At 60.5% G+C, this 21,586-nt stretch carries 17 protein-coding genes; 6 read left to right on the top strand and 11 right to left on the bottom strand.

The window, feature by feature from the left end:
- Positions 1 to 65: 65 nt before the first annotated feature.
- Positions 66 to 1,025: an alpha/beta hydrolase gene (locus tag QZ638_RS02265; protein WP_295806311.1), complete on the bottom strand. Its 960-nt coding sequence runs from the start codon at positions 1,023 to 1,025 to the stop codon at positions 66 to 68.
- A gap of 513 nt (positions 1,026 to 1,538) precedes the next feature.
- Here QZ638_RS02265 and QZ638_RS02260 point away from each other — a divergent pair.
- Entirely contained in the window at positions 1,539 to 1,997 is a 459-nt protein-coding gene (locus tag QZ638_RS02260; protein WP_295806308.1) for an Hsp20 family protein, read from the top strand.
- Positions 1,998 to 2,049: 52 nt separating this feature from the next.
- Here the strand turns inward: QZ638_RS02260 and QZ638_RS02255 are convergent, their stop codons facing one another.
- The 5 genes from QZ638_RS02255 to QZ638_RS02235 all read right to left on the bottom strand — a co-directional run bounded on the left by QZ638_RS02255 (position 2,050) and on the right by QZ638_RS02235 (position 5,904).
- On the bottom strand, positions 2,050 to 2,619 hold the full coding sequence (locus tag QZ638_RS02255; protein WP_295806307.1) for a DoxX family protein: 570 nt from the start codon (positions 2,617 to 2,619) through the stop codon (positions 2,050 to 2,052).
- Between the two features lie 5 nt (positions 2,620 to 2,624).
- The gene (locus QZ638_RS02250; RefSeq protein WP_295806306.1) at positions 2,625 to 3,440 is read right to left on the bottom strand and encodes a DNA-binding domain-containing protein; all 816 of its coding nucleotides are present in this window, start codon (positions 3,438 to 3,440) and stop codon (positions 2,625 to 2,627) included.
- Complete coding sequence (locus QZ638_RS02245) at positions 3,424 to 4,344, bottom strand: DUF692 domain-containing protein (RefSeq protein WP_295806304.1); 921 nt, start codon at positions 4,342 to 4,344, stop codon at positions 3,424 to 3,426. Before QZ638_RS02245 ends, QZ638_RS02250 begins: the two co-directional genes overlap by 17 nt.
- Before the next feature lie 45 nt (positions 4,345 to 4,389).
- A complete protein-coding gene (locus QZ638_RS02240; RefSeq protein WP_295806302.1) occupies positions 4,390 to 4,695 on the bottom strand; it encodes a DUF2282 domain-containing protein in 306 nt (101 codons plus the stop codon).
- A 156-nt stretch (positions 4,696 to 4,851) separates the two neighbouring features.
- Entirely contained in the window at positions 4,852 to 5,904 is a 1,053-nt protein-coding gene (locus QZ638_RS02235) for a low specificity L-threonine aldolase (RefSeq protein ID WP_295806300.1), read from the bottom strand.
- Between the two features lie 548 nt (positions 5,905 to 6,452).
- Here QZ638_RS02235 and gltB point away from each other — a divergent pair.
- The 3 genes from gltB to QZ638_RS02220 all read left to right on the top strand — a co-directional run bounded on the left by gltB (position 6,453) and on the right by QZ638_RS02220 (position 13,378).
- Positions 6,453 to 11,186: a glutamate synthase large subunit gene (gltB, locus tag QZ638_RS02230; protein ID WP_295806299.1), complete on the top strand. Its 4,734-nt coding sequence runs from the start codon at positions 6,453 to 6,455 to the stop codon at positions 11,184 to 11,186.
- A 25-nt stretch (positions 11,187 to 11,211) separates the two neighbouring features.
- A complete protein-coding gene (locus QZ638_RS02225) occupies positions 11,212 to 11,802 on the top strand; it encodes a glutathione S-transferase family protein (RefSeq protein WP_295806297.1) in 591 nt (196 codons plus the stop codon).
- Between the two features lie 121 nt (positions 11,803 to 11,923).
- The gene (locus tag QZ638_RS02220; protein ID WP_295806296.1) at positions 11,924 to 13,378 is read left to right on the top strand and encodes a glutamate synthase subunit beta; all 1,455 of its coding nucleotides are present in this window, start codon (positions 11,924 to 11,926) and stop codon (positions 13,376 to 13,378) included.
- Between the two features lie 24 nt (positions 13,379 to 13,402).
- On the opposite strand, the gene QZ638_RS02215 is transcribed toward QZ638_RS02220, so the two are convergent.
- Both QZ638_RS02215 and QZ638_RS02210 read right to left on the bottom strand, forming a co-directional pair.
- Entirely contained in the window at positions 13,403 to 14,647 is a 1,245-nt protein-coding gene (locus QZ638_RS02215; RefSeq protein WP_295806294.1) for a DUF459 domain-containing protein, read from the bottom strand.
- A gap of 23 nt (positions 14,648 to 14,670) precedes the next feature.
- Positions 14,671 to 15,897, bottom strand: a complete 1,227-nt coding sequence (locus QZ638_RS02210) for a lytic murein transglycosylase (protein ID WP_295806293.1) — start codon at positions 15,895 to 15,897, stop codon at positions 14,671 to 14,673.
- Between the two features lie 198 nt (positions 15,898 to 16,095).
- On the opposite strand from QZ638_RS02210, the gene galU reads away from it, so the two are divergent.
- Entirely contained in the window at positions 16,096 to 16,968 is an 873-nt protein-coding gene (gene galU, locus QZ638_RS02205) for a UTP--glucose-1-phosphate uridylyltransferase GalU (protein WP_295806292.1), read from the top strand.
- Positions 16,969 to 17,061: 93 nt separating this feature from the next.
- Here the strand turns inward: galU and QZ638_RS02200 are convergent, their stop codons facing one another.
- Positions 17,062 to 18,546, bottom strand: coding sequence for an outer membrane beta-barrel protein (locus tag QZ638_RS02200; RefSeq protein ID WP_295806291.1), 1,485 nt, complete (start codon positions 18,544 to 18,546; stop codon positions 17,062 to 17,064).
- 312 nt (positions 18,547 to 18,858) lie between these two features.
- Between QZ638_RS02200 and QZ638_RS02195 the strand changes: the two genes are divergently transcribed.
- Positions 18,859 to 19,854 carry a KpsF/GutQ family sugar-phosphate isomerase gene (locus QZ638_RS02195; protein ID WP_295806289.1) on the top strand — a complete coding sequence of 332 codons (996 nt, stop codon included), beginning with the start codon at positions 18,859 to 18,861 and terminating at the stop codon, positions 19,852 to 19,854.
- A gap of 66 nt (positions 19,855 to 19,920) precedes the next feature.
- Here the strand turns inward: QZ638_RS02195 and QZ638_RS02190 are convergent, their stop codons facing one another.
- On the bottom strand, positions 19,921 to 20,382 hold the full coding sequence (locus QZ638_RS02190; protein ID WP_295806287.1) for an NfeD family protein: 462 nt from the start codon (positions 20,380 to 20,382) through the stop codon (positions 19,921 to 19,923).
- A gap of 6 nt (positions 20,383 to 20,388) precedes the next feature.
- Positions 20,389 to 21,348 carry an SPFH domain-containing protein gene (locus QZ638_RS02185; protein ID WP_295806286.1) on the bottom strand — a complete coding sequence of 320 codons (960 nt, stop codon included), beginning with the start codon at positions 21,346 to 21,348 and terminating at the stop codon, positions 20,389 to 20,391.
- Positions 21,349 to 21,586 lie beyond the last annotated feature (238 nt).

Below are 21,586 nucleotides of genomic sequence, written 5' to 3'. Positions count from 1 at the left end.
ACATCGTCGCCGCCGCCACGCCCGAGCTTCATGAAAAGGCGATGGCGCTATTGCGTTGAACAGGGTCAGAAATTGATGTCGCCCGTGCCATCCAAGAAGGCGAGAAGGGCAGCGAGCGCCGGCTCCCGGTAACGGTCGGCTTCTTGCAGGATCTCGTGCCGCGCGCCGTCGATAGTCAGCAGAGATCCGCTACGCAGATGCCGCGCATAGTGCTCGATTGCGGCGTTGGAGACCACGCGGTCGCCTCCGGCGGCCAGTATGAGAGAGGGGATGTGGAGCCGCGCCATATAGGCCGGATCTGTTACGTGTTCGATGGCGCGGAACATTGCACGCGTCCACGCCACTGTCGGTCCATTGATGGCAAGCCCCGGCCAGGCCGAGACCGTCGCCCGGTTTCTGGCGAAGCGCTCCGGGTCGGAGCTCAGTGCTGCAGGCGAAAAATCCGGCGTCTTCAGCCGGTTGCGCCGACCCGGCATATACATTTTTCCAAGCCCGATAGCGTAGAGAAACTGGGCAAGACGTCCCACCCACAATGTCGTTGCTGGCGAGGCGGCCAGGCCCAGCAGAGGTGCGCAAAGCACCATGCGGCGAACGCGGTTGGACAGGGTGTGAGAGGCCAGAAGCGCGATCAGAACGCCCGTGGAGTGGGCGAGTATGTAGTAAGGACCCCGACAATCCGGTAGCACCACCTGTTCGAAGAGTGCGTCCAGGTCGCGGATGTAATCGTTGAAGCTTTCCACATAACCGCGATTGGCGTTCGCCAGAAGCCGCTCGGAACCGCCCTGACCGCGCCAGTCCAGAATCGCCGATCCATAACCCCGCCGTGCCAGATCGTCAGCGGTCTCGAAATACTTCTCGATATACTCGTTGCGCCCGGGAAGCAGCACCACGGTGCCATGCTTTTCCTTTCCGCGCCCGGGCACGCGGGCATAACGGATCGATACTCCGTCATCGGTCTGAAGCCGGCCTGCCTTTATCCCCTCTGGTGCGGGGTTTTCCGGAACGGAGATGAGCAGGTCGTCCATGCGGGATCGTTGGCCTCAAGCGAGAATTTGAGGGAGCGGAGGAAGATCATATTCCTATGAAGTGATAGAGCTGGGAACTCCGAAAGGCAAGAAACAGAACCGTTTCTTGTAAAAACGGATGCCGGAAGCGGCGCAATGCCGCTTCCGGCTTTCCGCACCGGTGGAAGGGACGTTACATCCGGTGCGTTTCCCGGCGCATCGTCACGAAAGCCGATGCGCATACTCAATAATCTACAGCGTCTTTGTGCTTCCGCAGGGTTGCACGGGCTGCGCGGCGACAACGCTGTGCCACCGATCGATTGCATCAACCCTAACAATGCCAAGCTGAACGGTATCCGAGCGCATCGTTCATCCGTCGTTCATGTGGTTGCGGTGCGCTCTTGAACTGAATTTTTGCTGTTCCCATATATCTTCCGCAGCCGCCAGAACGGGGCTGCTGGTCAGTGCGAAACGCCCATGAGCGGGTTTCGGAAAACGGCTACAACGCAATGTTGCTCAACAGGAGAACAGACCATGCGTCACGTTGATTTTTCACCTCTTTATCGTTCCACCGTCGGCTTCGACCGGCTTTTCTCGATGCTCGATACGCTGGGCCAGCCGGAAAACGGCCAGACCTATCCGCCCTATAACATCGAGCGCACGGGCGATGATGCCTATCGCATCTCGATGGCGGTCGCTGGATTTGGCGACGAAGATATTTCCATCGAGGCTCATCGCAACGTGCTTACCGTCAAGGGCGAGAAGGCTTCCGACCAGAATGGCGAGAGCGAACTGCTTTATCGCGGCATCGCCGCGCGTAGCTTCGAGCGTCGTTTTCAGCTCGCCGATCATGTGGAAGTGACGGGCGCCAATCTCGAAAATGGCCTTCTGCACATCGACCTTACGCGCAACATCCCCGAGGAGATGAAGCCGCGCCGCATTCCCATCGCTTCGGTGAAGGATGCGAAGGAGATCGAGGCCAAGGCCCACTAAGGCCCATACCCTGACAAACGACGGCGGCGCCCTTTGTGGCGCCGCTTTTGATTCATGAACTTGGGGAGTTGCGTCGGCGCGAAAGAAGCGCATCGAGCGAGATCAGCCCGGCGCCTTTCAGCACCAGATAGAGAAGTGGGAGAATCCAGAGCGTGCGCTGATCCCAAATCAATCCGTCCGAGAAACGGTCGAACCAGGCACCGGCCGTTTCCGAGCCGACCTTGTGCACGGCGATATCCACATAGGATTGCACCAGAACGAAACCGATCATGCCGAGCGCGGCGATCCTGGTGAACAGTCCGATGACGATCAGAAGCGGCAAAACGAATTCCGCGTAGGTTCCAACCCACACCATCGCGCCCCACGGAATGAAGGGAACGGCCGAGATATCGCCATTCGCAGCTTCCACCGCCGGTAAAGCGATCTGGTAGTAGGCGCCGTCGGCGATGCTGAAGAAGCCGAAGATGCCTTCCTCCACTTTGGTTCTGGCGGAGTTCAGGAAGTAGAAATAGAGCACCGCAAAAAAGGCAAACCGCGCCGCAAGTCCCAGAAACCAGCCGTCGAATATGCGTTCCACGGTTGAGAATAGGCGCGCATGCAGGTCCTGGATTGTCTGAAACACCGGTGTCAGTCCTCTTCGTCGGTGACGCTGCAAGAGCGACAGCTTTCAAAAGCGCCGCTTTCGATCAGAAGGGCGATTGCGGTCGAAAGATCGAAAGAGGGGTGGTTTTCCAGCGCCCTGCTGGCAGCTTTCTGTAGGGTGGCGCCCTGGCAAAGCGCTTGCAAGAAATGGAATTGCCCCCGGTCGAGCTTGTGCACCCGCACGTCCAGCAACGGTCGGGTCACGAGCGCTGCCTCGGCGACGCTGGCGTTGATACGTTCCGGCATGGGGCCCTTGCGATGGGCCATGAAGATCGTATGCACGGCATAATCCGAGGCGATGAGCTTGGTGGCCGGGTGCGGTGTGAAGAGTGCCGTTGCAAGCCGCTCGGGCGCAAATGCGCCAAGGGCAGAGGGCGCGAGCGGTGTTCGGTCGGCTGCATGATAGGCATCGAGCCAGGCGCGCTCCAGCCGTGCCACGTCGGGCAGATATCTCAGATGCTGGATCGGCGCGAAACCGGCGAGGAAATCCGCAAACTCGTGTCCGTATTCGAAAACGAGGCGCGAACTCGGCGGGCGGGCACGCAGGAAATCCCGCGCGATCATGCGAAAATTCTGTTCCCCGAGTATTAGGGTGACGGCCGGAAAAATTTCGCAAAGCGCATTCACCAACCCATGCGTGACATTGTTGCGGTAGACGTTGAAGCGCTTGTTCGCCGCTTTTCCTCGCGGACCGATCACGCCTTGTGGCGTATCGCGTTCGGGATCGAGCAGCACTGCGCCGAACGCATCGTCGTAGGCGAGCCTGTGTCTTTTCGCCATCGTGTCAGGACTGTAGGACATGACGGTTCATGCGCTGTTGGCGCCCGCGATAGCGGTCGAGGATATGCTCGGCCGCGGTTGCTTCGGACCGCAGGATCGGCCAGTCGGGAACCTCCGAATCCCATTCGACCAGCGTGTCGATGGGGCCGCGCTCGTCGATCACCATCTCATACAAGCTCCACACAGGATCGGCGACAGGTCGGTCATGACTGTCGATCAAAAGGGGAGACCCTTCGTCGTCTTCCTGTTCGTCATGGCCCGCCAGGTGGATTTCGCCGACATGCTGCAACGGAAAATCGGCCAGATACTCCGTGGCGCTGTAGCCATGATTGGTGGCCGAGACGAAGACATTGTTGATGTCGAGCAGCAGCCCGCAGCCTGTCCGTTTAACGATCTCGCGCAGAAAATCCGTTTCGGCCCATTCGGATTCGCAAAACAAAATATAGGTGGACGGGTTCTCCAGAAGCACCGGTCTGCCGATGGTGTTTTGCACCTGATCGATATGCTCGCACACACGCGCCAGCGTCTCGTCGGTATAGGGTAGGGGCAGGAGGTCGTTGAAGAAGACGTCGTCATGGGTCGACCAGGCGAGATGCTCCGAAATCTTGAAGGGCTCATAACGCTCCACAAGACTTGCGAAACGGGCCAGATGTTCCCGATCGATTGGATTGTGCCCGCCGATGGACATGCACACGCCGTGCAGGGAGACCGGTAGCACTTTGCGAATCTCGGTTAGCGAGGCGTGTGGCGGACCGCCCGCCCCCATATAGTTTTCCGCATGCACCTCGACGAAACCGACCGAGGCGGGATCAGCCGCGATGGCATCGAAATGCTGGGGTTTGAAACTCGCGCCGGCACGGCCGGCGGGATCGAATGCCGGGAAGCGGCGTTGGATTGCGGAGTGGACTGCGGACTCGCGTGCCATCGGGCGTCTCCCGGCATTGTTGTCTTTGGATTGTGTCGAGCCGGATCAGGACGGCAGGTCGCGCTCGAGCGGCTCAAGCGAACCCATGCGGTCGTCGGGCAGTTCCATCGTGGTGCAGGTGCCCGCATCGACATAAGTCCAGGCATTGCCCTGGTAGTCGACCTTTGATGTGCCGGCGCATGTGGTGCCGGGGCCAGCTGCGCAGTCGTTCTTGCCCGCCATGGACACGCCATAGCATTTTTCTTTTTCCTGGGCCTGTGCGGCGGTTGTCGTGGCCACGGTGCCGGCCGACAGTGCGGCGGCAACGGTACCGGCAATGTAGGCGGCGGTAAGTGCGGTTTTCGTGGACATGAAATGATCTCCTCTAGAGGTCGTGTCGAAACCGGATTGCTGCTCCGGCAGGACCGTTTTTTCAGAGGGATCGTTCACTTGGAAATCAAGCGCGCGCGAGCCAGCATCACTTGGGTGTGAGGCCCTGTTTATCGCAGGGCCTCGTGCCTAAACCGTTCAGCCGTTTAAAGCTTGCGAGAACCGTTCGATTTCTGAGTGTTCCGTCGCGAAGCTGGTCACGAAACGGTACAGAAGCTCGTCTTCTTTCATTTCACCGATAAAAGAGAGGGGCGCCTTCCAGGGATGAAATTGCGCACCGGCGGCCTGCAAAACCCTCGCCTTATCGGCCGTTAAAAGCGCGAACACCTCGTTTGCCTGTGGCTCCCAGGCAAGACGTGCGCCGTCGGTCGCCGATATGACGGCTGCAAGATCCGCTGCCACCGCATTGGCATGACGCGCGGTATCGAGCCACAGTTCGTCCTTGAAATAGGCTTCGAATTGCGCGGCCATGAAACGCGACTTCGAAAAGAGCTGCGCCGCGCGCTTGCGCAAGAAGCGCATCTGGCCGATTTTCGCCGGGTCGAGCACGACAATGGCCTCCGCGCACCAGCAGCCATTCTTGGTGCCGCCGAAAGAGACGATGTCCACACCGCGTTTCCAAGTCATCTCGGCCGGCGTCGTTTCGAGTGCCACCAGCGCATTTGCAAAACGGGCACCGTCCAGATGAAGCGGGATGTCTGCCTGGCGACAGATCCCCGCGATCTTCTCGATCTCCTCTAAGGGATAGAGTGTGCCGATCTCGGTTGCCTGTGTAATGGAGGCGGCGACCGGCTGCCCTGCATGCACGAACTCGGCAGGATATTCGCGGATCGCCGCATCGAGCGCATCCGCCTCCATGCGGCCCAGACTGCCCGCAACGCCTTTCAATCGTGTTCCGCCGGTCAGATATTCCGGCGCTCCGCCCTCATCCTCGATGGCATGGGCCTCCGAATGGCAGAATGCGACGCCGCCGGGCTTGGCCGCCCATGCAAGCGAGAGGCTGTTCGCCGCCGTGCCTGTGCCGACGAAAAAGACCCCGACCTCGCGTTCGAATATATCGCAGAAGATCTGTTCGACCCGCCTGTCCAGATCGCCGGTTCCGTAGGCCGATGAATAGCCGCTTGCATTGAAAGTGAGCGCTTCGGCAATTTGCGGATGAGCGCCGGCCCAGTTGTCGGAGGCGAAATTCATGCAGTCGATCTCTCTTTTGACCTCAAAATAAGCAGTGGCGGCGCGACATTGCGCGCTTCGCTCTCCCGTATCAAGCCCTGAAGATGAGATGTTGCGGTCATTATGGAGCTTTGCAGGATGATCTGCGGTAATGACGGATAATTTCGGCAATACTTGCAGTTTGGGAATTTTCTTTCGCTTTTTGCGCAAAAAATTTGCATTTCCGTCTTGTCTGGTGTTGGTATTTCTGGCATTTCAGCGAATAGGACAGTACTGCTGTCTTATCGTGCGCAAATCATGTCGCCAATGCATTGCAAACGCCTCCCGGGGTCGTGGTAATGTAGCTGGCGATCGGCGCGACGAAGGCGGTCCGGCAATGACCGGAGAAAAATCATAGGCAGGAATGCCCCGCCCAAGAACAAGAAATGCGCCGGAGCGAACCGGTAGCGTTCCTCCGGCTTCTAAACGGAAATGCCGTGCATACACCCCGGATGGCCGCAAGGGCAGCCCGGCGACTGAACGACCGCTCAGGGAGGAGAGGCTCTGGGCAACAATTGCGAGGACTTGCGATGACGGAAATGACGCCATCTGTTTCGACAGAGTTCGAACCTGCCGCCGAGGCCGGATCGCCCGCCGTCAGACGCACCGTGACGACGCCCGCGCCGGGCCTGCCCGTGGCGCAGGGGCTCTACGATCCCCGCAACGAGCACGATGCCTGTGGCGTCGGTTTTGTCGCGCATATGAAGGGCAAGCGTTCCCACGACATCGTGCGCGATGGCCTGGCCATGCTGGAGAACCTTACCCATCGTGGTGCTGTGGGCGCCGATCCGCTGGTGGGCGACGGCGCGGGCATGCTGATGCAGATTCCCGACCGCCTCTATCGTGAGGAGTGGGCGGATCGCGACATCCAACTTCCCGAACCCGGTCACTATGGCGTCGGCCATTTCTTTATGCCGCGCGATGTCGACCTGCGCAAACGTATCGATGATATCATTGCCGATGTGGTGCGCTCGGAAGGTCAAGAACTGATCGGCTTCCGCGATGTCCCGGTCGACAATTCCTGCCTGTCCAAGGCGCCTGAAATCGTCGCTTCCGAGCCGGTCCATCGGCAAATATTCATTGCGCGCGGTGCTGGTATCCAGAATGAAGAGGATTTCGAGCGGCGCCTGTATATCTTGCGCAAGGTCATATCGGGCCGTGTGCGCGAAGAGCTCGAGGGAGGTACGCACGGCTTCTACACCGTGTCTCTCTCCGCGCGCACCATTGTCTACAAGGGCATGTTCCTCGCCTATCAGCTTGGCGCCTATTACAACGATCTGAAAGATCCGCGCTTTGAGACCGCTCTGGCGCTCGTTCACCAGCGTTTCTCCACCAACACTTTCCCTTCCTGGGAATTGGCGCATCCATATCGCATGGTTGCCCACAATGGTGAGATCAACACTGTGCGCGGCAACGTGAACTGGATGGCGGCGCGCCAGGCATCGGTGGATTCGGAGCTTTTTGGCAACGACATTTCCAAGCTCTGGCCAATCTCCTACGAGGGACAGTCCGACACGGCCTGCTTCGACAACGCGCTCGAGTTCCTGTTCCAGGGCGGTTATTCGCTGGTTCATTCGATGATGATGCTCATCCCGGAAGCCTGGGCCGGCAACCGCTTGATGAGCGATGAACGCAAGGCGTTCTACGAGTACCACGCCGCTTTGATGGAGCCATGGGACGGCCCGGCCGCTGTGGCCTTCACCGACGGCATTCAAATCGGCGCGACACTCGACCGCAACGGCCTGCGTCCGGCCCGCTATGTCGTTACCGACGACGACCGCGTGATCATGGCATCGGAGGCCGGCGCGCTGGTGGTGCCGGAGGAGAAGATCGTCAGCAAGTGGCGTCTCCAGCCAGGCCGCATGCTTCTGATCGATATGGGAGAGGGCCGCATCATCTCCGATGAAGATGTTAAGGCGGCCATTGCCAGCAAGCATCCCTTCCAGAATTGGCTCGACAACACCCAGCTCATCCTGGAAGACCTGAAGCCGGTCGAGCCGCGCGCGCTCCGCAAGGATGTGGCTCAGCTCGATCTCCAGCAGGCCTTCGGCTACACGCAGGAAGACACCAGGATGCTGATGGCGCCCATGGCGACCACCGGCCAGGAAGGCATCGGTTCCATGGGCACGGATACGCCCATCTCGGCCATGTCCGACAAACCCAAGCTGCTTTACACCTATTTCAAGCAGAACTTCGCGCAGGTCACCAACCCGCCGATCGACCCGATCCGCGAGGAACTGGTGATGAGCCTTGTCTCCTTTATCGGCCCGCGTCCCAACATTTTCGATCTCGTCGGCAACTCGCGCCGCAAGCGGCTCGAGGTGCGCCAGCCCATCCTCACCAATGGCGATCTGGAGAAAATCCGCTCCATCGGCCACACCGAAGACCGCTTCGATACCAAGACCATCGACGTTACCTATGCGTCTGGCGAGGGGGCGGCCGGCATGCGCGGCGCGCTGGAGCGTGTGTGCGACCGGGCGGAGGCAGCCGTCGCCGGCGGCTACAACATCATCATCCTGTCCGACCGCCAGATCGGTTCGGACCGCATCGCCATCCCGATGCTGCTGGCAACGGCGGCCGTCCATCATCACCTGATCCGCAAGGGCCTGCGCACCGCAGTAGGCCTGGTGGTCGAATCCGGCGAGCCGCGTGAAGTGCATCATTTCTGCTGCCTGGCAGGGTATGGCGCCGAGGCGATCAACCCCTATCTGGCTTTCGACACGCTTTTGTCCATGCACAAGCAGGGCGATTTTCCGCCCGAAGTCGATGCGCAGGAAGTCGTCCAGCGTTACATTAAGGCCATCGGCAAGGGCATTTTGAAGGTGATGTCGAAGATGGGCATCTCCACCTATCAGTCCTATTGCGGCGCGCAGATTTTCGACGCCGTGGGGCTGGAAAGCGATTTCATCGAGCGGTATTTCACCAACACCGCCACCACCATCGAAGGTGTCGGTCTGGAGGAAATCGCCGCCGAGACGGCCGGTCGTCATGCCGCCGCCTTCGGCATCGATCCGGTGCTGAAAAACGCGCTCGAAGTCGGAGGCGACTACAATTACCGCATACGCGGCGAATCGCATATCTGGTCGCCCGATGCCGTGGCGTCCCTTCAGCATGCCGTGCGTGGAAAATCCTGGGAGACTTATCGCGACTTCGCCAAAATGGTCGACGGGGAGGCGGTGGACGCCAAGTCCATTCGCGGCCTTTTTGCGGTCAAGGCGGCGAAGGATGCCGGTCGGAAGCCGGTTTCCCTGGATGCGGTCGAGCCGGCAGCGGAGATCGTTAAGCGGTTCTCGACGGGTGCCATGTCCTTCGGCTCCATCAGCCGCGAGGCGCACACCACATTGGCACGTGCCATGAATGCGCTGGGCGGCAAGTCCAACACCGGCGAAGGTGGCGAGGAAGCTGACCGTTACTTGCCCATGCCCGACGGTTCGAGCAATCCGGAGCGTTCGGCCATCAAGCAGATCGCCAGCGGCCGTTTCGGCGTAACCACCGAATATCTCGTTAATTCCGATATGATGCAGATTAAGGTCGCTCAGGGTGCAAAACCCGGCGAGGGCGGCCAGCTTCCCGGTCACAAAGTGGATGCCACCATTGCCAAGGTGCGCCATTCGACACCGGGCGTCGGCCTCATCTCGCCGCCGCCGCATCACGACATTTACTCCATCGAGGATCTGGCACAGCTCATCTTCGACCTCAAAAACGTCAATCCGGATGCCGACGTCTCCGTCAAGCTTGTTTCCGAAGTGGGCGTGGGCACGGTCGCCGCCGGTGTGGCCAAGGCGCGCGCCGACCACATCACAATCGCCGGCTATGACGGCGGCACCGGTGCTTCGCCGCTCACCTCCATCAAGCATGCGGGCAGTCCGTGGGAGATGGGCCTTGCCGAGACGCACCAGACGCTGGTGCTGAACGGCCTGCGTTCGCGCGTGGCGCTCCAGGTCGATGGCGGCTTGAAGACCGGACGCGACGTCATCGTCGGTGCGCTTCTGGGTGCCGACGAGTTCGGGTTCTCCACCGCGCCGCTGATCGCGGCCGGCTGCATCATGATGCGCAAGTGCCACCTAAACACCTGCCCCGTTGGCGTTGCCACCCAGGATCCGGTGTTGCGAAAGCGCTTCAAGGGCACGCCCGAACACGTCATCAACTATTTCTTTTACGTTGCCGAAGAGGTGCGCGAGTATCTCGCCGAAATGGGCTACACGAAGCTCGACGACATTGTCGGCCAATCGGACCTTCTGGAGAAGGACGCCATGATTGCGCATTGGAAGGCGCGCGGGCTCGACTTCACAAAAATGTTCTTCAAGCCCGATGCGCCCCGCGAGGCCATTTACTGGACCGAGAGGCAGGCGCACCCCATCGACGATGTGCTCGACCGAAAGCTGATTGAGGCAGCGAAGCCGGCACTCGAGAACCGCGAGCCCGTGTCGCTCGATTTCCCGATCTGCAACACCGACCGATCCGCCGGTGCGATGCTTTCGGGTGCGGTCGCCAAACGTTACGGTCATAAGGGGCTGAAGGAGAATACGATCTCCGTGCGTCTGACCGGCACCGCCGGCCAATCTTTCGGCGCTTTCCTGGCGCGAGGTGTCTCGTTCAATCTCGAGGGTGATGCCAACGACTATGTGGGCAAGGGCCTCTCCGGCGGCCGCATTGTCATTCGTCCCACGGACGATTCCAGGATTATCGCGGAAGATTCGATCATTGTCGGCAACACCGTGCTTTATGGCGCCACCGAGGGCGAGTGCTATTTCCGGGGCGTTGCCGGAGAGCGTTTCGCCGTTCGCAATTCGGGCGCTGTCGCGGTGGTCGAGGGCGTCGGCGACCATGGCTGCGAATACATGACGGGCGGCGTTGTGGTCGTGCTCGGGCAGACGGGCCGCAACTTCGCCGCCGGCATGTCCGGCGGCGTGGCCTATGTGCTCGATGAAGCTGGCGATTTCGCCGAGCGCTGCAACATGGCCATGGTCGAACTCGAACCGGTGCCTGAGGAGGACGATATTCTCGAGAAGCTGCACCACCACGGCGGCGACCTCATGCACAAGGGCCGTGTCGACGTTTCCGGCGACATGACCCGGCACGACGAGGAGCGCCTGGCGCAGCTCATTTCCAACCATCTTCACTACACGGGCTCGGAACGGGCGCGCACCATTCTGGACAAGTGGGCGGACTATCGTCCGAAATTCCGCAAGGTGATGCCCGTCGAATACCGCCGTGCGCTTGAGGAGATGGAGCGCATGAGGCTGGGCCTGGCGGCGGAATAGCCGTCGTTCTGGGGAGTTTACGCGGATGGAAGTTTTCGGCGACCTGAATTCGGGCAATTGCTTGAAGGTCAAATACACGGCGGACCATCTGGGCCTGTCCTATCGCTGGCACGAGCTCGATATCATGGCCGGCGAAAGCCGCACGGACGTGTTTCTCGCCATGTCGCCTTTCGGTCAGGTGCCGGTGGTGCGTTTTGACGACGGTCGGGCGCTCGGGCAATCCGGCGCGATCATACGCTTTCTGGCGCGGGGATCCGTGCTGTTGCCGGATGACGCTTTCACCCAGGCCGAGATCGATCAATGGATGTTCTGGGAACAGAATTTCCACGAGCCCAATGTCGCCGGCGCCCGGTTCCACGTGGTCTATCGCGGGGAACCGGTTGAAACGCGCGATCCGGACAAGGTCGAGCGGGGAGAGGCAGCTCTCGATTTCATGGAGGGTGCGTTGAAGACGCGCGATTTCTTCGTCGGTGCTGCCCTCACAATCGCCGATATCGCGCTCCTCGGCTATACGCGGCTCGCTCCCCAGGGCGGGTTTCAGGTCGATGGGCGCAAGGCGATCACCCGCTGGATTGCACGGTGCGAAGATGTCCTCGGGCTTCCGGCACTTCACTAGAGCGCCATGCGTTCTTCTGGACGCACAAGGGACGCTCTATCTCTTTGTGTTTCCGCATTTATGCGGACGTCAGGTAAGGCCACCTGGCTGAAAAATGCGATAGAATAACGGGGTTTACTCGATGGGTAAGGTTACAGGTTTTCTCGAAATCGACCGGCAGGTACACAAGTATCAGCCGGCGTCCGACCGGATTCGCCATTTTCGCGAGTTCACGCTGCCCATGTCGGACAAGGAAGTCGAGAAGCAGGCCGCGCGCTGCATGGATTGCGGCATTCCTTATTGCCACGGGCCGACTGGCTGCCCGGTTCACAACCAGATTCCGGACTGGAACGATCTCGTCTACAACGGCGACTGGGACGAGGCGATCCGCAATCTTCATTCCACCAACAATTTTCCCGAATGGACGGGCCGCATCTGTCCAGCACCGTGCGAGGAAGCTTGCACGCTCAATCTCGAGGATATTCCCGTCGCCATCAAAACGGTCGAGCAGGCCATTGCCGACAAGGCCTATGAGGCCGGTTTCGTGCGACCCTATCCGCCGGAGCACAAAACCGGCAAATCCGTAGCCATTATCGGTTCCGGCCCGGCCGGCATGGCGGCTGCCCAGCAGCTCGGTCGAGCCGGTCACCGGGTGCACGTCTACGAACGCGAAAGCAAGCCGGGCGGTTTGATGCGTTACGGCATTCCCGATTTCAAGATCGAGAAGCACTATATCGACCGTCGCATCGAGCAGATGCAGGGCGAGGGCGTCACCTTCCATTGCGGCGTGAATGTCGGGGTCGACAAGTCGGTGGAAGAACTGTTCGGCGAGCACGATGCGGTGCTTTATTGCGGCGGTTCGGAACGCCCGCGCCCGGCCGGCATTCCCGGCGCTGATCTCGAAGGTGTGCACGACGCCATGCCTTATCTCGTCCAGCAGAACCGGCGCGTGGGTGGCGAGGACATCCAATCCGTCGCCTGGGCCGCTGACCCCATTCTGGCCGGTGGCAATCATGTCGTCGTCGTCGGCGGTGGCGACACGGCGTCCGATTGCGTGGGCACGGCTTTTCGCCAGGGGGCTGTTCGCGTCACCCAGCTCGACATCCGTCCACGCCCGCCGGAGAAGGAAGACAAGCTTGCCGTCTGGCCTTACTGGGCGACCAAGATGCGCACCTCCTCCTCGCAGGCGGAAGGCGCGGAGCGCGAATTCCAGGTGGCCACGCTCGAATTCGTCGGTGAGGACGGCGTTCTGACCGGTGTGAAGTGCTGCCAGGTGGATGAGAAGCGCAAGCCCATTGCCGGAACCGAATTTGTCATCCGTGCCGATCTCGCCTTCATCGCTATCGGCTTCTCCGGTCCCCTGGAAACCGGCGTTCTTTCGGAGTTCGGCGAGCGCCTGAAAACCGATGTCGATCGTCGCAACTCGGTCAACGTCAATGCCAATGACCGCGATTACAAGACCAGCGTCGACAAGCTCTTCACGGCGGGCGATGTGCGTCGTGGCCAGTCGCTGGTGGTGTGGGCCATTCGCGAAGGTCGTCAGGCTGCCCGTGCGGTCGACGAGTTCCTCATGGGAAGCTCTGTTTTGCCGCGCTGATTGACTTGAACAAGCCTTGAACGGTCAGGGTGACGCCTGGGCCGAAGGCTTCGATGGCGCGTTATTATCTGCGGTCGTCCTGGGAAACAGGGAGAAATTGTCCGCACGGCCGGGCTGTGCGGCCGGCTGTGGCGTGCGCTCCTCGTCTTGATTGCGCTCTTGGCGGGCAATCGGCTTCACAACCGCGCCCATCAATTCCAATCCGCCGTCCAGCGTGGGGTCTGAAAGCGAGATCGGTACTGTCCGGTTCACCGGTGAGGGGGCCTCCGGATGCAGCACCAGGGCAGGCAGGCTCTCGATGCCAAGCTCGCCAATATCGGGAGAAACGGCTTCTCCTAGCAGCTTGTTGAGCGGTTTTTCGACATAGAAGGCCACCTTGCGCTTGCCCGAGCGCGTCAGATTGATGCCGTCGCTGCCGCGCAACCTTACCGGCTGGCCGTTCATGTCGGGGCCGGTGAAGATGAAACCGCCATTCTCATCCACGAATCCGTCCCAGATGTCGACGAACGTGCCGTCGATGGCTTCGGCGGTCGATTTGTAAATGTCGTTAAAGGCCAGCATGTCCGACGACATGCTGGACGATTTGAACGCCGGCAGACCGCTCCAGATGAGCGGAATTTGCTTCTCCTCGATCGCTGTCGCGAAAGTCTCCACCCGTTCGGTGTATTCCGCGAGCCAGGCGTCCGAGCGATGCGCTTCACGCTTGCCGTCGACGACAAGCTGCTGTCGGTCGTTTGAACCGATCATGACCACAACGACGGCGGGAGACACATCTTCAAGGATACCGGCGATCTCGCCATTCCAGTCGTAGTAGTCGTCGCGCACGAAACCGGACGAACCGTTGCTGCGGTTGACCACCCGCACGCCGGGCGATTCCGCATAGGCTGCACTCAGCCCTTCGGCAAGTCCGCCCGCCATGAAGTCGCCAAGGACGAGGACGACGCGGGCGTTCTCCAGTTTCTCGACTTCCGGAGGCGGCGGTGGTTGCCGGGGTGCGCTCGGCGCTGCCGACCGTCGTCGCCGCGTGCGCTCCTGCTGTCTTGGAACGTTGCGCTGGCGAACGGCGGGGCGTTCCGGCTGACGCTGACGCAGACCGCCGCCGAATAGGAGGTCGAACAGACCGCGCCGTTGCTCTTGGCGATATTCCTGCGCTTCGGCGCTCGAGGGTATGGCCGTGAGCGCTGCGGGCATGGTCAGAGCCAGGGCGACAACGGCAAGTGCGATGGGTTTGCCGTTTCCCTCATTCTGTCTGGTCCGGTTGGCTTCCATGCCTTCGTTCCGTTGCTGCCGGCTCAATTTCCACGCAAGCGGCGCAGGACCTCCTTGCCGGGATGGCCGTCCTGCTGCATGCCGTTACGGCTCTGGAAGGCACGGATGGCCGCCCGCGAGCCCGAGCCGATCTTGCCATCGATCGGGCCGTCATAATAGCCGAGAGCGCCCAGGCGACGCTGAAGTTCTTCCGTTTCCGTATAGCTCAGGCGCTCGAAGGGACGGTCCCAGTCGCGTACCAGCCCGCCATAGCCGGCAATCTGGTCGGCGAGTAGACCCACGGCGAGCGCGTATTTGTCGGAATTGTTGTAGCGCTTGATGACCTGAAAATTCTTGGTCACCAGGAACACCGGGCCTGCACGGCCATCCGGCACTTTCAGTTCGGCGCTGTCGCCCGGCCGCGGGAAGGGTTTGCCATTTGCGCGCACCACGCCGATCGATTGCCAGCGGCTAAGCGACATGTTGCCACCGGGGAACTTGCGTCCGCCCGGAAGCGCTGCCGTCTCGTAGCCCCAGGTCTCGCCGGTACGCCAGCCATTGCGGCGAAGCAGATTGGCCGCGGTAGCCAACGCGTCGGGAATGGAGGTCCAGATGTCGCGGCGGCCATTGCCGTCCATGTCGACCGCATAGGCCTGATAGCTGGTCGGTATGAACTGCGTGTGCCCCATCGCACCGGCCCAGGAGCCGGTTAGATGGCCAACGTCGATGTCGCCGGTCTGCAGGATCTTCAATGCTGCGACGAGTTGTTGGCGGGCGAACTTTGCGCGGCGTTTGTCTGCGTAAGCAAGCGTTGCCAGCGAACGCGGCACGCTGCGCATGATGCGGTCGTTTTTAAGCACCTCGCCGTAGTTCGATTCGATCGACCAGATGGCGAGCAACACGTGGCGGCTGACACCGAACTGGCGCTCGATGCGGTCCAGCCAGGGCTTCCACTGACGGGCGAGCTGGCGGCCGCGCTGAATCGCGTCGTCCTGAACGCGGTTGTCGAAATACTCCCACGGCTCGGCGCGGAATTCGGGCTGATAGCGCGCCTTTTCGAGCACTTCCGGGTCGGGGGCGGTAATGCCGCGGAAAGCGCGATCGTAGGTGGCGCCGGAAACGCCGTTCTGGATCGCCACGTTGCGGAACTGCTGAATCCAGCGCTGAAATCCCGCGTCGGCGCTGGCCGGCTGAAGGGTTACGGTAAAGGCAACCACGAAAGAGGCGATCAATGTCGCGACGCGGTTTCGTGGGGGCAAGCGGAACAACATCACGATCTCCGTTACAGGTAGTCCAGCCTATCTTTCGCAGGCTCCGGTTAGAAAAACGTTTACCATGCTGTTAATGTCCGTGATCATCCTTCCGCGGAACTTGTCACGATATACGCGCATTCATTCAGCAAACATCAATCCGGCGTTGCTAAGGCGGTGCCATATCCCATTTGCCAATCCTTCGGGGGTCTATTTCTGATGACGAAACTTCGCAAAGCGGTATTTCCTGTCGCTGGTCTTGGAACGCGTTTTCTCCCGGCCACAAAAGCAATTCCCAAGGAAATGCTGACGGTCGTCGACAAACCTGTAATTCAGTACGTTGTCGACGAGGCGCGCGAAGCCGGTATCGAGCACTTCATTTTCGTGACCGGACGCAACAAGGCGGTCATCGAGGATCACTTCGACATTCAGGTCGAATTGTACGACACACTTGAGCGGCGCGGCAAGAACGCGGTTCTGGAGAGGCTGCATGGCATGCAGCCGCAGCCGGGCCAGACGAGTTTCACCCGCCAGCAAGAACCTCTCGGTCTCGGCCATGCTGTCTGGTGCGCGCGCGAACTGGTCGGCAACGAACCGTTTGCGTTGCTTCTTCCCGACATGATCATGCAGTCGCCCAAGGGTTGCCTTTCGCAGATGGTGGAAGTGTTCGATAAGACGGGCGGCAACGTGGTTTCGGTGGAAGAATGCGAACCTTCCCAGACCCACAAATACGGCATCGTCGGCCGCGGCGCGGATGTCGCCGGAGGGTTCGAGATCAACGCCATGGTCGAAAAGCCAAAGCCGGAAGATGCGCCGTCGAATTTCTATATCAATGGCCGCTATATTCTCCAGCCGTCGATCTTCGATCTTCTGGCACAGCAGGAACGTGGTGCCGGTGGTGAAATCCAGCTCACCGATTCCATGCTGACGTTGATGGAGCAACAGCCATTTCACGGCTATCACTTTACCGGTCGCACGTTCGACTGCGGTTCGCCTGAAGGCTTCGTCGAAGCCAACCTTGCTTTTGCGCTCGAGCGGCCTGATTTGCGTGAGCACGTTTTGCGGGCAGTCGAAGCCTCCGGGCGGAATTGACAGAAAACGGAAAAACGGCGCCATTCATGTGGGAATGGCGCTGTTTTTCTCAGAATCTAAGATTTCTGCGCGTAGATTCCGGAAAAAATCGGCTTATCGCTGCATTCTGATGCCCAGAAATACACTCGTGGCATCGTAGTCGCGATCGGGTAGGCTGCTCGTGCGTTTCTCGTAGCGCGCACGGCCGGTCAAACCGAGAGTGCGGTTGAGCCACCAGGTCATGCCCGCTTCGCCGTTCATTGTCAGATCGTGCTCGCCGCTCATATAGTCGCGCCAGGAAAGTCCGGCCGCGGCCTCGGCCGTCAGGTTGGCGCGGATCTGCCGCTCGAGCCTCAAGGTGCCGGCATAGAGAATCGAGCCGCTGCTGCCTGCATCCGTGGTGCCTTCTATCGTTGTCGAGCCGTCGAGGCGCACATTGGTGCCGCGTTGCGGCGACCAGTTGAGCGTGGCGGCGAGCGCGAGGCCCGAAACCGTGTCGAGGCGTTCGTCGTCGATATCCTCGGCGATCCAGCCGATCGCGGCTTCGCCCGACAGTTTTTCCTCGATGTCGACCATTACGCCGGCGCGTGCGGCAATCCGCGTCGCGGAGCGCTCATACCCAGCGCTGTCCTGTTTCTCATCGTACAAACGGCGGCCGATTTCTCCTTCTATGAACGGAGTGAGAGCGGGCGAAACGGCGTAACCCGTGCGCAGACGCAGCGTGGCCAGTGTGGCGTTGCGCTCATCCTGGGACAATGTGCTACCGTCGACGAGCGTCGCATCGCCGTATTGCTGACGCGACACCGATCCGGTAGCGCTGAGACGCAGCTTACCCAGGTTCTTCGACAGACCGAGGCTGCCATCAAGAGTATGGCGCAGCGGACGATCCTCGACACCGGCGATGATGACCGGTGAAGACGCCGATTCAGGCCGGATCGAATAGCCGAGACTGGCGAGCGCCGTATAGTCGTGCGCGAGATCGAAGCGCAGCGTGCTGTCGATACCCCCCTCCAGTTCCGATACCTCATCGCCTGAAACGGATCTGCGATAGATCCCGTAAGCATCCATTGTCGCTGCGTGTCGGGCCCAATCTGAAACCGCAGCAAGCCTGAGCGTGGTTTCGGAAAGCATCGCCTCGCTTCCGCCGGGGCTCGAATCGGCGTTCGAAGTCCAGCTCAGCCCTTGCTCGAGTGTAGGCGTGACGGTGAATGTGCCGAACCGCAAACCCAGGGGAGCATACGGATTGTCCTCGGAGGCCTGAAAGTCGTTCTCGATCGCTCCAGTGCGCGGATTGAGGGCTTCGGCCCGTTCGATCCGTTCGAAGGCGGTCGCATCTTCTTCAAGATCGTCTTCCGGAATGCCGCCCGTGACTGTTCCATCGGGAGCGGGTTCTGTCGGCTGGTCTTGATTGTCGCTTTCCGAGCGTGCGCGTTCTCGCGCGACAGCGGTCGAAGGCACGCGGACGGCACGTTCGTTTTCGACCTCTTCCGGTTCTGCAGCTCTTGGCGTCGCCGGTTCGTAGCGCTGCGGGGGGAGGCCGGTCTCAGCATCGCTCCTTATGGCCGACGTGATGTCCGTTTCCGAGACGAGACCCCGCAAGCCGTCGATTTCCTGTGTCGCGGCGACGCTGCACGCGAATGCGGACAGACACAGGCCCAGCGCAGTGGACCTGTGCCAGCCGCATATACGGGAACCCACTCTGACACCGGGACGAGACATACAGATCCAGACTATAGCGACGCGTCATGATTATGCTTACCGAAGTGTAAAGTGCCGTGGTTAACGGAAGGTTGAGCGGTCAAGTGATACATCTGTCCGGTAATGGCCGAGGCCCGGGAAAGGACAAAGTGGGTGCGTCGGCGGGGACAAACTGAATGGACAGCCGGCCACCGAGGCGGTAAGGGCATTGCCATGCTGAAAGACTCTTCCATGACCATCGACCGGAAAAGCGTTGTCGCTTCGGCCGTTCGCACGCTTGAAACGGAACGCGCAGGCCTGAAGGAACTTGCCGAAGCACTTGATAACGGCCTGGCCGATCCCTTCGCGGAAGCGGTGCGGGTTATCGCCGGCATCAAGGGGCGCCTGATTGTGACAGGTGTCGGCAAGAGCGGTCATATCGGATCGAAGATTGCCGCGACGCTCGCTTCGACGGGAACCCCTGCCTTTTTCGTGCACCCCGCCGAGGCCAATCACGGCGATCTCGGTATGATTGGCGACGACGATCTGATCCTAGCCATGTCATGGTCTGGGGAGACGACGGAACTGCATGGCATCGTTGCCTATGCCAGACGTTTCGCCATCCCGATCATCGCGATCACCGCCGGCAAATCGTCAGCGCTCGCGAAGGAGGCTTCGATCGTGCTCGGTCTGCCACGCGCCCCGGAAGCGTGTCCGCACGGCCTGGCGCCCACCACATCGACGGTTTTGCAATTGGTGATCGGCGATGCGCTGGCGGTGGCGTTGCTCGAGGCAAGGGGCTTCACGGCAGATCATTTCCGCACCTTCCATCCCGGCGGCCAACTCGGTGCGAAGCTCACCCAGGTACGGCAGATCATGCATTCCGGCGGCGAATTGCCGCTTGCCAGAAGTGGCGCGCTGATGCGCGAAGCCATTCTGGAGATGACGCAGAAGGGCTTCGGCTGCGTCGGCATTACCGATGCCGCCGGCGCTCTGATTGGCATCATTACCGACGGCGATCTGCGGCGCCATATCGACAGTGAGCTTCTGGCCCTCACGGTGGATCAGGTTATGACGCGCGATCCCAAGACGATCGCGCCGGAAACGCTGGCGGAAAGCGCGCTGCAGATCGTCAATTCCTCGTCCATTACCACGCTGATGGTGGTGGAGAATGGCAAGCCCTGCGGGGTGGTGCATCTGCACGATCTGTTGCGGATCGGCGCGGCCTGAAACCTGACGGGTCAAGTGTGCCCGGATATCCGTTCCAGGGACCTTCATTCCTCGGGAAATGGCATTTCATATCGCTTCGACGCGCAACGTCCCCGCGTCCACCGACGCCACACGGACGCGTGTGCCGGTTGGCAGCTCCGGTCCGGCGACACGCCACAGCGTATCGTCTAGACGAATACGGCCGAAACCGTTCTCGATGGCTTCCTCCAGCGTTGCCGTGCGGCCAACCAACTGCTCCGTCCGTCGGTTGAGGAACGGCTGGTCCGTCTCCTCGTTGCGGCGTGAATCCATGAGGCGCTTGCCTGCATAGGCGGAGATCAGCGAAAGGGCCAGGAAGACCAGAACCTGAACCTGCCAGGTCCAGGCAGCCATGTCCCATAATTGCAATGAGAGCGCACCGGTGAGGATCGCTGCGATGCCGATCCACAACAGGAACACACCGGGCGCCAGGATTTCCGCTGCAAGCAGTACGAATCCGAGCAGCATCCAGTTCCATGGGCCGAGTTCTGCGACGACATGCTCGATCATGGCGCTTTACTCCTGCGCTGGACGCGTGCGTGGCGGACGAGCAGACGAGGCGCGTTTCGTCTGCGCCGAGGATTTGCCGGTTTCGCCGAAAACGTCCCGCGCAATGGAACCGATGCCACCCAGCGAACCGATCAGCGAAGACGCCTCGAAGGGCATGAGGACGATCTTGTTGTTGCTGGAAGAACCGATGGTGGCCAGTGCTTCGGTGTATTTCTGCGCCACGAAATAGTTGACGGCCTGAACATCGCCGGCGGCGATGGCCTCCGACACGACCTGGGTTGCGCGGGCTTCCGCCTCGGCAGCGCGTTCGCGCGCTTCGGCATCGCGGAACGCGGCTTCGCGGCGGCCTTCGGCCTCCAGAATCTCGGCCTGCTTGAGACCCTCGGCCTCTAGAATTTGCGCACGTTTGTTACGCTCGGCCATCATCTGGCGCGCCATCGATTCCACCAGATTGGCCGGCGGATTGATGTCCTTGATCTCGACGCGGGTCATCTTGATGCCCCAAGGGCTGGCGGCATCGTCGACAATACGCAGGAGCTTCTCGTTGATCGTGTCCCGGTTGGACAGAAGCTCGTCGAGATCCATGGAGCCCATGACGGAGCGAATATTCGTCATGGTCAGGTTCAGAATTGCGTTCTCCAGACCAGAAACCTGATAGGCGGCCTCGGCGGCGGTCAGCACCTGGTAGAACGCGACGCCATCCACGGCAACGATGGCATTGTCACGTGTGATGACCTCCTGGGTCGGCACGTCGAGGACCTGTTCCATCATATTCATCTTGGCGCCGATGCGGTCGATGAAGGGAATGATCAGATTAAGTCCCGGTGTGAGCGTGCGTGTGTAGCGGCCGAACCGCTCGACTGTGAAGTTGAATCCCTGCGGCACCGTCTTGATGCCGGCAAAGAGCAACAGCAGGACAAGGACCACCAGAACGGGGATGATGATGTCAAAACCGGAGAAAGGCATGTTCGGCTCCTAAGACCGCCCCGGTGGGGCTTGAAACGCATGTGGTCGACACTTTAGAGCATTTGCGCGACGTCGGGTGCTTTCAGTTTCCGCACGATGCTCCAATACGTTGTGACGTCGCGTGGAAAGAACGGCAACCCACGGCACACGCATAAACATGGTGTCTGCCAGCGTGATGCGTGATTTCCACAAACGGTTGTAACGCGATGCATATGCTTCGCCAAATATGACACGCCCA

It is taken from the genome of uncultured Nitratireductor sp., assembly GCF_913053745.1.
Taxonomy (GTDB): Bacteria; Pseudomonadota; Alphaproteobacteria; order Rhizobiales; family Rhizobiaceae; genus Nitratireductor.
Note: the sequence above shows the minus strand (reverse complement) of the source record. Positions and strands in the feature narration are given on the sequence as shown.